At 72.8% G+C, this 11,088-nt stretch carries 14 protein-coding genes and 1 pseudogene; 5 read left to right on the forward strand and 10 right to left on the reverse strand.

The genetic code is table 11. From position 1 onward, the window contains the following. Window positions 1-411, forward strand: a pseudogene (locus QH283_RS24440) (TetR/AcrR family transcriptional regulator); the annotation flags it as partial. Between the two features lie 30 nt (window positions 412-441). Here QH283_RS24440 and QH283_RS24445 read toward each other — a convergent pair. Continuing rightward, the gene (locus QH283_RS24445; protein WP_280505282.1) at window positions 442-1,128 is read right to left on the reverse strand and encodes an SDR family NAD(P)-dependent oxidoreductase; all 687 of its coding nucleotides are present in this window, start codon (window positions 1,126-1,128) and stop codon (window positions 442-444) included. A 129-nt stretch (window positions 1,129-1,257) separates the two neighbouring features. Between QH283_RS24445 and QH283_RS24450 the strand changes: the two genes are divergently transcribed. The 3 genes from QH283_RS24450 to QH283_RS24460 all read left to right on the forward strand — a co-directional run bounded on the left by QH283_RS24450 (window position 1,258) and on the right by QH283_RS24460 (window position 3,138). Beyond that, window positions 1,258-2,115 (forward strand): helix-turn-helix transcriptional regulator, encoded by an 858-nt coding sequence (locus tag QH283_RS24450; RefSeq protein WP_280505283.1) that lies wholly within the window; start codon window positions 1,258-1,260, stop codon window positions 2,113-2,115. Between the two features lie 50 nt (window positions 2,116-2,165). Further along, complete coding sequence (gene mug / locus QH283_RS24455; protein ID WP_280505284.1) at window positions 2,166-2,723, forward strand: G/U mismatch-specific DNA glycosylase; 558 nt, start codon at window positions 2,166-2,168, stop codon at window positions 2,721-2,723. A gap of 94 nt (window positions 2,724-2,817) precedes the next feature. Next, window positions 2,818-3,138, forward strand: coding sequence for a DUF2795 domain-containing protein (locus QH283_RS24460; protein WP_280505285.1), 321 nt, complete (start codon window positions 2,818-2,820; stop codon window positions 3,136-3,138). 27 nt (window positions 3,139-3,165) lie between these two features. Here the strand turns inward: QH283_RS24460 and QH283_RS30370 are convergent, their stop codons facing one another. The 8 genes from QH283_RS30370 to QH283_RS24500 all read right to left on the reverse strand — a co-directional run bounded on the left by QH283_RS30370 (window position 3,166) and on the right by QH283_RS24500 (window position 9,862). Further along, window positions 3,166-3,408: an AMP-binding enzyme gene (locus tag QH283_RS30370; RefSeq protein WP_432420773.1), complete on the reverse strand. Its 243-nt coding sequence runs from the start codon at window positions 3,406-3,408 to the stop codon at window positions 3,166-3,168. Next, entirely contained in the window at window positions 3,409-4,590 is a 1,182-nt protein-coding gene (locus tag QH283_RS24470; RefSeq protein WP_280505286.1) for an AMP-binding protein, read from the reverse strand. It abuts the gene before it with no gap. Then, window positions 4,583-5,185, reverse strand: coding sequence for an energy-coupling factor transporter transmembrane component T family protein (locus QH283_RS24475; protein ID WP_280505287.1), 603 nt, complete (start codon window positions 5,183-5,185; stop codon window positions 4,583-4,585). Before QH283_RS24475 ends, QH283_RS24470 begins: the two co-directional genes overlap by 8 nt. Further along, the gene (locus tag QH283_RS24480) at window positions 5,182-5,862 is read right to left on the reverse strand and encodes an energy-coupling factor ABC transporter ATP-binding protein (protein WP_280505288.1); all 681 of its coding nucleotides are present in this window, start codon (window positions 5,860-5,862) and stop codon (window positions 5,182-5,184) included. Before QH283_RS24480 ends, QH283_RS24475 begins: the two co-directional genes overlap by 4 nt. Beyond that, window positions 5,859-6,983: a thiolase family protein gene (locus tag QH283_RS24485; protein WP_280505289.1), complete on the reverse strand. Its 1,125-nt coding sequence runs from the start codon at window positions 6,981-6,983 to the stop codon at window positions 5,859-5,861. The genes QH283_RS24480 and QH283_RS24485 overlap by 4 nt, the downstream gene beginning before the upstream one ends. Next, window positions 6,980-8,101 carry an AMP-binding enzyme gene (locus QH283_RS24490; RefSeq protein WP_280505290.1) on the reverse strand — a complete coding sequence of 374 codons (1,122 nt, stop codon included), beginning with the start codon at window positions 8,099-8,101 and terminating at the stop codon, window positions 6,980-6,982. Before QH283_RS24490 ends, QH283_RS24485 begins: the two co-directional genes overlap by 4 nt. Continuing rightward, window positions 8,094-8,672, reverse strand: a complete 579-nt coding sequence (locus QH283_RS24495; protein WP_280505291.1) for a biotin transporter BioY — start codon at window positions 8,670-8,672, stop codon at window positions 8,094-8,096. Before QH283_RS24495 ends, QH283_RS24490 begins: the two co-directional genes overlap by 8 nt. 89 nt (window positions 8,673-8,761) lie before the next feature. Beyond that, window positions 8,762-9,862, reverse strand: coding sequence for a spore photoproduct lyase family protein (locus QH283_RS24500; RefSeq protein WP_280505292.1), 1,101 nt, complete (start codon window positions 9,860-9,862; stop codon window positions 8,762-8,764). Window positions 9,863-9,985: 123 nt separating this feature from the next. On the opposite strand from QH283_RS24500, the gene QH283_RS24505 reads away from it, so the two are divergent. Next, the gene (locus tag QH283_RS24505) at window positions 9,986-10,390 is read left to right on the forward strand and encodes a four-helix bundle copper-binding protein (protein WP_280505293.1); all 405 of its coding nucleotides are present in this window, start codon (window positions 9,986-9,988) and stop codon (window positions 10,388-10,390) included. Between the two features lie 58 nt (window positions 10,391-10,448). On the opposite strand, the gene QH283_RS24510 is transcribed toward QH283_RS24505, so the two are convergent. Continuing rightward, window positions 10,449-10,937 carry a hypothetical protein gene (locus QH283_RS24510; RefSeq protein ID WP_280505294.1) on the reverse strand — a complete coding sequence of 163 codons (489 nt, stop codon included), beginning with the start codon at window positions 10,935-10,937 and terminating at the stop codon, window positions 10,449-10,451. Between the last annotated feature and the right edge of the window lie 151 nt (window positions 10,938-11,088).

An 11,088-nucleotide genomic window follows, 5' to 3' on the forward strand; every position in this document is an offset into this window, starting at 1 on the left:
CTGCCCGCCGACCCGGAGGTCTCCGATCTCCTGCGCTGCCTGGTGGTCCCCGTCACCGACCTCCTGGCCACGCTGCCCGCCCCCACCTGGTGGGCCCGCCTCATCCGCCAGCTGCGCACCACCCCCTCCACCGCCACCCTCACCAGCGACATCATCACCAGTGACCCGGTCGCCGCCGAACTCGTCGACAGCTTGCTCGGCAAGCTCGGCGACCTTCCCCCGAACGTCCTCGCCGGCCGCACCGCCCTGCTCGGCCGCATGATCATCGACGTCTGCGCCGAATACGAGGCCAAGGTCCATGCCGGCACCGAACAACCCCAGTGGACCGCCCTCGGCCACTTCCTCACCGACGCATGCGCGGGCATGCTCACCGCCCCGGTCACCCACCCCGACCAGACCGGCTTCGCCTGACCCGCGAACGGCCCGCGCGGACAGGCGAACTCACCAGGCCAGGACGCCGTTCTCGTCGCGCAGGGTGCCCGTAGGGCCGTCCGGGCCGATGGTCGCGAGCCGGACCACGACGGCGGCGCTCTCTCGTGGTGAGCGGCCGCCGGGGATGGCGGCGGTCATGTCGGTGGCGGTGTAGCCGGGCTCGACCGCGTTGAACCTGATGTCCGGGTTGGCCTTGGCGTACTGGAGGGTGAGCATGGTGGCCGCGGCCTTGGAGGCGGCGTAGAGGGTGGCGTTCAGATGGTATTCCGGCCGGTCGGGGTTGGTGACCGCCCAGAACGAGCCCGCGCTGCTGGAGACGGTCACGACCACCGGGTTCGCCGCCGCGCGCAACAACGGCAGCGCCGCCTCGGTGACGCGGACGACGCCGACGGCGTTGGTGTCGAAGACCCGCAGCGCGGTCGGCCCGTCGACGGTGTCCGTGTCGAGGATGCCCGCGTTGTTGATCAGCACGTCGAGCCTGCCCTCGGCCGCGCCGACGGTCGCGAGCGCGGCGGTGACGGAGGCGTCGTCGGTGACATCGAGCGGGACGAAGCGGGCGTCGATCGCGGCGGCGGCCTGCTCGCCGCGCTCGCGGTCGCGGGCGCCGAGATAGACGATGTGGCCCTGTTCCCGGAGTTGCCGCGCGGTCTCGAACCCGATGCCCTTGTTCGCGCCGGTGATGAGTACGACAGCCATCTGCTGCTCCCTTGTCTGCTCGCGTTGCGTCTCAGCGAGATCGTCTTCTGAAATATGTGGCCCGAACGGGTCGTTGACGACGCTATGACCAGCGCGACGTGCCGGACAGAGCCCTCTCGAGCCAGGGGTGTGCCAGGACCCCCTCTCCCCTGCGCCGCCCGCGCGGCCGAGACGAACCCGCTCGGCGCCTTCCTGCGAGCCCGGCGCGAACTGGTCACGCCGCGGCAGGCGGGCATCCCCGAGGCAGGCGTGCGCCGGGTGCCCGGCCTGCGGCGGGAGGAGGTGGCCATGCTCGCCGGGATCAGCGCCGACTACTACCTGCGCCTGGAACGCGGCCGTGACCGCAATCCCTCCGTCCAGGTGCTGGACGCCCTCGCCCGGGTGCTTCGACTCGACGACGACCACATCGCCCACCTGCGTTCCCTGGTCGCCGACCCGCCGCGCCGGCGCGTGCCCGCCGAGCCGACGCCGCCGCCCGGCGTGCTGAAGCTGCTGGACGCCCTGCCTCAGCCCGCGTTCGTCGAGACCAGGTTCTTCGACATCGTCGCCTCGAATGTGCCCGCCCGGGCGCTCTCGCCCCGGCTCGTCCCCGGCGGCAACCAGCTGCGAGCGCTGTTCCTCGATCCGGCCGAGCAGGCGTTGCTGCCCGACTGGGAGAGCGCGGCCGAATGCCTGGTCGCCAATCTGCGGCAGGCCGCGGGCAGCGACACCGATCATCCCCGTTTCGTCGAGCTCGTCGCCGAACTGACCGTCGCGAGTCCGCTGTTCGGCTCGCTGTGGGCCCGCCACGAGGTGCGCGGCCAGCGCGGCGGAGCGCTGCGGTTCGACCACCCTCGGGTCGGCGAGATGACGCTCAACCGGGAGCGTTTCGGGGTCGACGGCGCCGATCTGATGCTCGTGGTCCACCACCCGGACGCGGGCTCCCGCGATGCCGAGAAGCTGGCCCTGCTCGTGGCCGCCGAGCTGCCCGTCCGCGGACAGGGCTGAGACCGACTCGCGCCGGAGGGCAGGCGGCGGGGCTCGGGCAGACTGGGCGGATGGCAAGCACCGCTGCGTACCGCCCCACCCCGGCCGACCTGGCCGCCGCGGCGGGCGCCACCATCCCCGACCTGCTCGCCCCCGACCTGCGCGTGCTGTTCTGCGGCATCAACCCCGGCCTGTGGTCAGGGGCGACCGGCCACCACTTCGCCCGGCCGGGAAATCGGTTCTGGCCCGCCCTGTTCCGCTCCGGCTTCACCCCACGCCGATTCCGCCCCGACGAACAGCGGGAACTGCTGGCGCTGGGACTGGGCATCACGAACGTCGCCGCGCGCACCACGGCCAAGGCCGACCAGCTCACCAGGGAAGAACTGCGCGAGGGCGGCCGCGCCCTGGTCGAACGCGTGCGGCGCCACCGGCCGCGCGTGCTGGCCGTGCTCGGCATCGGCGCCTACCGCACCGCGTTCGGCAGGCCGAAGACCACGATCGGGCCGCAGCAGGACCGCATCGGCGACACCGCCGTGTGGGTGCTGCCCAATCCGAGCGGCCTCAACGCCCACTACACCCTCGACGCGCTGGCCGAGGAGTTCCGCGCGCTCAGGGCGGCGACGCGCTAGCCTGCCCGGCTGTTTCCGGGGTGGGGGACGGGGTACCGCCGGAGCGCAGGCAGAGGCGGACAAGGGCCGTCACGGCGGCCCGGGAAGGAACACGATGGCGACGACCGATGCCGACCGGCTGCGTCAAGCGCTCTCCGGTCTCCATTTCCCGGCGGACAAGGAGGTCCTGGTCCAGTACGCGATCGACAACGGGACCGATCGCGACACCATACGGGCCCTGAAGGCGATGCCCCCGGCCGAGTACGCCAATCTCGCCGAGGTCAAGCAGTCTGTCTCGCTGGACGACGGCCGGTCGCCCGCCGAACGCGCGGCGTTGCATCGCGAGCGGACGCACCCCAATGTCACCGACCGCGAACGGCCGGTGCGCCCGGTGAATCCCATCGTGGAAGAACTCGGAGTCAACCGCGGCAGCTGAAGGCGCGTGGGGTGACAGCACCGGCCGTCACAGCATGTCCTCCGGTGTGGCGAACAGGGCGGCGAGCGCCCGCTGGTCCAGCTTGCCGCGTGCCGTGCGCGGCAGGCATGCCAGGTGCAGGATGCGCACCGGAATGCTGGGGGCGGGCAGCACCCGGCGCAGGTGGGCTCTGATCTCGGCGAGGCTCGGCGCGGAATCGCCGACCACGGCCGCCACCGGAACCTGCCCCATGCGCGCGTCGGGCAGGCCGATGCAGGCGGCGTCTGTGATTCAGGGCAGATAGGTCAACGCGGAGGCTACGGCGGCCGGTTCGACATTGAGGCCGCCGCGGATGAGCGTGTCACTCGCCCGGCCGAGCAGGATCAGGCGACGGCCGTCGAGCCTGCCGCGGTCGCCGACGGTGGTCCAGCCGCCGACCGGGCCACCGGTGACGCCGTCCTCGGTGAGATAGCCGGAGAACAGCATGTCGCTGCGCACGTGGACCAGCCCGTCGCGGATCTCGACCTCGACGCCGTCGAACAGCTCACCCGCGCTGCGGTCGTCGTCGACGCCGAGGTCACGGTCGTAGGAGACGAAACTGAGTTCGGAGGCGCCGTAGAAATGCATGAGGGAGGCCCGCGGCAGTACCCGGCGCAGCGCCTCGCGGCCGGAGCGCGGCCAGCGCGCGGCCGAGGACAGCACCTCGCGCACGCGCGGCCACGGGCCCGTGCCCGCGCGCACCACATCCCAGGCGATGGCGGGGACGCAGTACAGGTGGGTGGTGTGCTCGTTCAGCGAGTGCTCGACGCCGCGCAGATCGGCGGTGGCGCCCCTGGTCAGGGTGTGCAGCGCGCCGTAGAGGAAGTGGGTGTGGTCGAGGACGCCGGGGACGGCGACGCGATCGCCCTCGGCGATGCCGAAGGTGCGATCGGAGCGGTCCAGGGTGGCCGCCCAGGATCGTTGGTCGCGCACGAACAGTTTGGGTTCGCCGGTGCTGCCGGAGGTGACGCCGACGAGCAGCTCGTCGCCCGGCCCTGCGGTGCGGTGCGGGCCGTCGGCCTCGAGGTCGGCGGCGGTGACGGCGGTGTCGCAGCCGAGCCTGCGCAGCCGCTGGTGCTGCCGGGCGGCGGCCACCACGACGGACGGGCGCGCCAGGTCGAGCACGCGGCGCAGTTGTGCGGCGGTGAGGTGCCGGTGCAGCAGCACCACGCTGACCCCAGCCCGCATGGCGGCGGTGACCACGACCAGGGACTCGACATCGGAGGTCGGCAGCACGGCGATCCGCCGCATGCCGTCCAGTCCCGCGGCGGTGCGCCCGGTGCGGGACCAGAAGTCGCGGTAGTCGATGCGCTCCCCCGCGCCGATGACGGCGAGCGCCTCGGGGGTACGGGCGACCCGGTGGGCGATGCGGTCGGTCAGGAGCGCGCCCGCCCCCGCACCGGCCCGCTCGGTCACCACCCCGTGCTCAGTCATCGTCCGCCCCGCGAGCCGCCAGCGCCTCCCCCATGGCGTCGGCCGTGCGCAGCGCCCGCACCAGCGCGGGCGTGACCAGGGCGGTCATCGACCACTCCAGCCCGCGCGCCCGCCTGGCCTCGGCGACCTCGTGCACGATCGAGGTCAGCAGCGGCACGCAGCGGATGGCCAGCGCGAGCAGCAGGCCGATCCGGTCGGGGTCGACGCCGAAGCGACGCAGCGGTCCGAGACCGCGGGTGACGGCGTCGAGCATGTCGGTGACCCGGGTGGTGAGGGTGACCAGGGCGGCCAGCGCGACCGAGATCAGCAGCACCCCGCACACCACAACCGCCCTGGCGGGTGAGGTGAGCAGCACCTGGAAGACGGCGATGATCGCCAGCATCCACACCACCGGCCGCAGCTGGGCCAGCGCCACCCGCCAGCCGATCCCGGCGACGGCGAACAGGGCGGCGACCACGGCCACCGCGACGGCCACGGCCACGGGTCGGCGCACGATGACCGTCACGACCGCGATGGCGGCGAACAACAGCACCAGCTTCACCCCGGCGGGCAACCGGTGCAGCGGCGAGTTCCCCGGCTGGTAGAGCCCGATCATCCGACCAGCTGCCGGTAGGCGGGCACGGCGTCGGCGGGTGTGCCGTCGAAGGCGACCCGACCCTCGTCGATGACGACGACACGGTCGAAGGTGTCGAGCAGCGCCAGCTGGTGGGTCACCACGACGACCTGCTGGTCGACCGCGTCGAGGGCGCGGGTGACGGTGCGGGCGTTGCGCAGGTCCAGCAGCGTGGTCGGCTCGTCGGCGACGATCACCGACGGCCTGCGGATGAGCACCGCGCCCAGCGCCAGCAGCTGCTTCTGCCCACCCGAGAGCAGGTGGGCCGGATGGTCGCCGTGCTCCTGTAGCCCGAAACGCTCGAGCATCTCCTGGACCCGCGCGGCGATCTGCGCTTTGTCCAGCCCGCTGCGCCGCAGCGAGAAGGCGAGATCCTCGGCGACGGTCGGCATGACGATCTGCGTGTCGGGGTCGGTGAACACGAAGCCGACCTTGCGCCGCACCTGGGCGCCCTTGCGGGCGGCGTCGACCCCGTCCACGGTGACCGTGCCGGAGGTGGGTTTCAGCAGTCCGTTGATCATGCGCGCGAGCGTGGACTTGCCCGACCCGTTGGCCCCGATGACGCCGATGCGCCGCTCGGTCAGCCGCAGGTCGATCGAGCGCAGCACCTGCCGCTCGCCGTAGCGGTGACTCACCGCGTCGAAGACGATCTCGCTCACGCCACCTTCTCCACCAGCATCGCGATTCCCTGCCCGCCACCGATGGCGCAGGCGGCGATCCCGAGTTCGGGGCCGTCCTCGGCCAGCATCTGACTCGCCAGGCGCACCAGCAGGATCGCGCCCGAGGCGCCCCACGGATGCCCCATCGCGATGGCGCCGCCCTGCGGGCAGATCCGCTCCTCGTCGCTACCGAGTTCGTCGGCCACCGCAAGCACCACCGCCGCGAAGGCCTCGGTGATCTCCACGATCCCGATATCGGTGATCGACAATCCCGTGCGGCGCAACAACTTCGCGATGGCGGGGGCAGGCCCGAGGCCGGGCAGGGCCGGATCGCAGCCCGCGACGGCGCAGCCGAGCACCCGAAGCGCGGGCAGTCCGGCCGCGCGGTCCCGCGTGGTGACGGCCAGGGCGGCCGCGCCGTCGGAGATGCCGCAGGAGTTGCCCGCGGTCGCGGTGCCGTCGGGGGTGAAGCTGGGGCGCAGCCTGGCCAGCCGCTGGACCGTCATCCCGGCGCGGATGCGCTGGTCGCGCTCGACGCCGGCGACGGGGACGATCTCGGCGGAGAAATCGGTGGCCGCGGCACGGGTGTGGGAGCGCGCGGCGTAGGCGTCCTGGCGTTCGCGGCCGATGCCGAACTTCGCGGCCAGGGCGTCGGCGGCGGCGCCCATGTCGGGATCGGGGAACTCCGGCGGAGCGAACGGGGCGCGGGTGTAGCGGACGGGCTCGGCGTCGCCGACCGGCGGCCAGAACCGCCACGGCGCGGTGCTCGCCGATTCCACTCCGCCCGCGAGCAGCAGGTCGTCGCCCGCGCGCACCCGGCTCACCGCCTGCATCACCGCGTCGAGGCCGGAACCGCACTGCCGGTCGACCGTCACTCCCGGCACGTCCGCACCGAGCCCGGCGCGCAGGGCAGCCACCCGGGCCGGGTCGCCGCCCGGTCCGAGGCAGTTGCCGAGCACCACGTCGTCGACCTCGGCGTCGACACCCGCGGAGCGGACCGCGTCGTGCACCGAGCGCAGCACGGGGGCGGCCAGGTCCGTGACGGTGAGGTCGGCGAAGCCGTGCCCGGCATTGCCGATGGACGTGCGGCGCGCGGCGATCAGGACGGGGGTGCGGCTCATAGCACCATATTCTTCAGTTCTTCCCGGGCGACCTTGCCGGAGGCCGTCCTCGGCAGCGCGGGCACGGTGATCCAGCGGCGCGGCACGGCCTCCTTGCTCAGCAGGGCACGGGCGTGCGAGCGCACCGCGGGCACGCGGGCCGGGTCGTCGAGTTCGAGCACCGCGGTGACGATCTCGCCGAACACCTCGTGTGGGGCGCCGATGACGGCCACCGCGGTCACCCCGTGCACACCGCCGAGCACCCGCTCCACGTCCTCGGCCACCACCGTGGTGCCCCCGACATTGACCACGCCGTCGCCGCGCCCGCGCACGACCAGCGCACCGTCTGCGCGCAGTTCGGCCAGGTCGCCCACCGGAAACCATTCCGGCGCGCCGAGCACGGTGTAGGGCGAACGGACGTACAGCAGGCCGTCACGGATCTCGACCCGAACCCCGTCGAGCACCCGCAGCGGCTCGGGCACCCGGCGGGCGGCCACGAGCGAGACCTCCGCGGAGCCGTAGTACTCGACGACCTCCAGCCCCTCGGCGGCGGCCGCCGCGCCCTCGTCCAGGGCGATGCCCGCGACCACGGCGGTGCGCAGCCGGGGCGCGTTCGCGGCCAGGTCACGCAGCACGGCGGGGACCGCGTGCGCCACGGTCGCGGTCGCGGCGTCGTCGGTGACGCAGGCACCCAGCCACAGCGCGTGCAGGGCGCCGAACAGGTGCATGGTGGCGTGCAACGGGCCGGTGAGCAGTACCCGGTCGGTCTCGCGCACGCCGGTGATCTCGGTGAAGGCCGGGAAGCTGTCGTACCAGGAGGCGGCGGTGCGGGCCAGCGGCCTCGGCCTCCCGGTGGAACCGGAGGTCGCCACCAGCAGGAACGCCCCGGCGGGCACGTGCTCGCGGACCGGCCGCACCGCCGGGTTCTCCACCCGGACCGGCACGCCTCGGCGGGCGGCGGCGCAGACACAGATCAGCGCGTCGAACGTCGACAGCGGCGAGGCGTCGTAGCCGGCCTGCCCGGCGTGCGCGCGATTCCACTCCTCGGCCGCCCGGTCGAGTTCCCGGTAGGTGAACGTCCGTCCGCCGAGGTCGAGGGCCGGCCGGTCGTCGGCCCGGCCCCGCAGCGGGTCAGGCACCGGTCAGACCGGGATAGGCCCGGTGCACGCCCTTGGCCACCACCGTGGCGACCACGACCTTCGCCAGGTCGCCGGGGATGAACGCGCCGTTGGAGGTGATCGCCTCCACCACGCCGAGGTCGGTGCGCAGCAGCAGGCCCGCGGTGCCGAAGGCGTAGACCACCACGAGCCCGCCGAAGGCGTTGATCAGCAGCGCGGGCAGCACCGGGTATTTCGGCAGGATGCGTTCGGTGAGCCAGCCGATCACCAGCGCCGCCGGAATCCAGCCGATCAGGTAGCCCGCGCTCGGCCCGGCCAGTGCGGTGAGGCCGGTGCGCCCGCCCGACAACAGCGGCAATCCGATGAGGGTCAGCGCGATGAAGACCAGCACCGCCGCCGTCCCCTTGCGCGCGCCGAGCACCGCGCCCGCCAGCAGCACGCCCAGCGTCTGCAAGGTGATCGGGACACCGCTGAAGCCGACGGTGATCGCGCCGGGCAACCCGAGCGCGGCGATCAGTGCCGCGAAGACGGCGACCTGCGCCATGTCCCTGGCGGTGAACCCGATCCGCCGCGAGTTCTCGACGCTGTCCATCGACAACCTTCCGCCCTACCGACTTGAACGGCGTTCAAGGTAGCAGATCCGTCGCCGACCGTCGCACGTCACGAGGGATGGCGACAGCCTCAGAAGGCGTAGCGGACGGTCAGCCTGGGGGCACGGTGGGCGATGAGGTCGGTGAGGGCCGACACGCCCGCGGCCTTGATGTCGTTGCGGTAGCGCACATTCCACATGCCCGACTGCGACCGCTTGGCCTGCTGGATCGGCGGCTGCCACAGCAGGTCCTCCGCCTTGGGGTGCCAGCCGAGGTTGATCTCGTGCAGTGCGGCGTTGTGGGTGAGCATGATGATCTCCGCGGCGGCCTGCGCCTTGAAGGCCGCACCGGTGCCGTCGGCGAGCTGCCCGAGCAGTTCGTCCCAGTCCTCCTCCCAGCCCGGACGCACCACCACGGGCGAGAAGTTGACGTGCACCTCGTAGCCCGCCGCCACGAAGTCGTCGATGGCGGCGATGCGCTCGGCGATCGGGCTGGTGCGCAGGTCGAGCAGGCGCGCGTCGGCCTCGGGCACGAGGGAGAAACGGATACGCGTGCGTCCGCGCGGGTCGAGGTCGAGCAGGTCGCGGTTGACGTGTTTGGTGGCGAACGAGGCCTTGGCCGTCGGCCAGCGGGCGAAGGCGGTGACCAGGTCGGCGACATTGTCGCTGACCAGCGCGTCCACCGAGCAGTCGCTGTTCTCGCCGAGGTCGTAGACCCAGGCCTCGGGGTCGCACTGGTTCGGCACGGTCTTGGGCCCCTGTTTGCTGACGTGCCTGCCGAGATAGCCGATGATCCGGTCGATGTTGGTGAAGACCGTGATCGGGTTGGCGTAGCCCTTGCGGCGCGGCACGTAGCAGTAGGCGCAGGCCATCGCGCAGCCGTTGGAGGTCGAGGGGGCGATCCAGTCCGCGGAGCGGCCGTTGGGCCGGGCGGTCAGCGATTTCTTCACCCCCAGCACCAGGTCCTCGGTCCTGACCCGGATCCAGCGGTCGACATTGCCCGCGTTGCCGTGCAGCTCGTCGATCTTCCAGTGCGAATCGACCGGGATGATCTCGGCGTCGGGGAAGCGCGCCCGCACCTGCTGTCCACGCGGGCTGTCCAGGGCCTGCGGCTCGGCCCACAGGCGGCGGACGTCCAGCAGGCGGGGGCCGTGGCCGGACCGGACGCGTTCCTCGGCGGCGGATCTGTTCACAGCTCCTGCCTACCGCGCCCCACCGACGCATTCCGCCCCCGCCCCTCGGGCCGCGACCGTGCACGGGTCACGAAAAGCGCCCATGACCGGTGTGGGTCCGTCCTGCGCGGGTAGCGCGACGGTATGAGCATTATCGCCGCGATGATGGACACCCACCCCGCCACCGACACCCGGCCCGCCCAGTCGGAGCTGATCGCCTGCCTACAGGCCTGCCGCAAATGCGCGCAGGTCTGCACCCTGTGCGCCGACGCCTGCCTGAGCGAGGAATCGGTCGCCGACCTGCGCGAGTGCATCCGCACCGATCTCGACTGCGCCGACATCTGCGCCACCACCGCGGCGGTGCTCACCCGCCGCGGCGCCGACGCCGGTATCACCCGCGCCCTGCTGGAAGCCTGCGCGGTCGCCTGCGAGACCTGCGCCGCCGAGTGCGACCGGCACGCCGCGCATCACGAACACTGCCGCCTCTGCGCGGAGGCCTGTCACCGCTGCGCCCGGGCCTGTCGCGACCTGCTGGCCGCACTGAACTGACTCACCCGCGATTCCGGCTCACCCGCAACCGATCGACAGGTCCAGATCACGGTCACGCTCACGGCGTGGCCATGATCTGGGCCGCGCTGGCCTTCAGATGGGCGTTGGCCCAGCGCATCTGGCGCAGGGTCTGTGGATGGCAGCGCCGGGTGAGGGCGAGCAGTTCACGATCCTGACGCGCCTGCGCGGTCTGCGCCAGGATCTCCCAGTCCAGGGACGCACCCGCGGCCATCCGGTGGATGTCGCGCAGGTCGGCCAGGAGCAGCAGGGCCGGATCGTGGCGGCGGCCGAGAAGCTCGCTGCCCTTCTGCCGGATCGCGGCGAGCAGGTTCGGGTCGTGGGCGGGCTCGGGGTCGAGATCGAGGTCGTAGTCGCGGCCGATGCGGGCCAGTTCGCGCACGTGCTCCTGCGACCAGCGGGCCAGATCGCGGCCGAGGTGGAAGATCTCGTGGTCGGCCTTGTGCCGGTCGGACGCGCGGAGCAGGTGCGCGGCCAGCGCGCTCTCGACGCGGTGCAGTTCCTCGATCGCCATGCCGACCTTGCTCACGCCGCGCCTCCCGTCGTCTCGGTCACGACGCCCGCCCGTCCTGCCACGGTCTCGGCGACGCCCGCGCGCACCGGCCGCGAGGCGGTCGTGGTCGGTGCGGCCGCGGCGCCCTCGGCGCGGCCGACCCGGTGGACCCGGGCCGCCCCCGTCT

Origin of the sequence: Nocardia farcinica (genome assembly GCF_029867845.1) — a bacterium.
Lineage (GTDB): Bacteria > Actinomycetota > Actinomycetes > Mycobacteriales > Mycobacteriaceae > Nocardia > Nocardia farcinica_A.

Excerpts from the sequence above, each read along its gene's own strand:
- QH283_RS24445 (WP_280505282.1), bottom strand. The coding sequence starts at position 1,128 with ATGGCTGTCGTACTCATCACCGGCGCGAACAAGGGCATCGGGTTCGAG.
- mug (WP_280505284.1), top strand. The coding sequence starts at position 2,166 with ATGGCAAGCACCGCTGCGTACCGCCCCACCCCGGCCGACCTGGCCGCC.
- QH283_RS24460 (WP_280505285.1), top strand. The coding sequence starts at position 2,818 with ATGGCGACGACCGATGCCGACCGGCTGCGTCAAGCGCTCTCCGGTCTC.
- QH283_RS24470 (WP_280505286.1), bottom strand. The coding sequence starts at position 4,590 with ATGACTGAGCACGGGGTGGTGACCGAGCGGGCCGGTGCGGGGGCGGGC.
- QH283_RS24475 (WP_280505287.1), bottom strand. The coding sequence starts at position 5,185 with ATGATCGGGCTCTACCAGCCGGGGAACTCGCCGCTGCACCGGTTGCCC.
- QH283_RS24485 (WP_280505289.1), bottom strand. The coding sequence starts at position 6,983 with ATGAGCCGCACCCCCGTCCTGATCGCCGCGCGCCGCACGTCCATCGGC.
- QH283_RS24495 (WP_280505291.1), bottom strand. The coding sequence starts at position 8,672 with ATGGACAGCGTCGAGAACTCGCGGCGGATCGGGTTCACCGCCAGGGAC.
- QH283_RS24505 (WP_280505293.1), top strand. The coding sequence starts at position 9,986 with ATGAGCATTATCGCCGCGATGATGGACACCCACCCCGCCACCGACACC.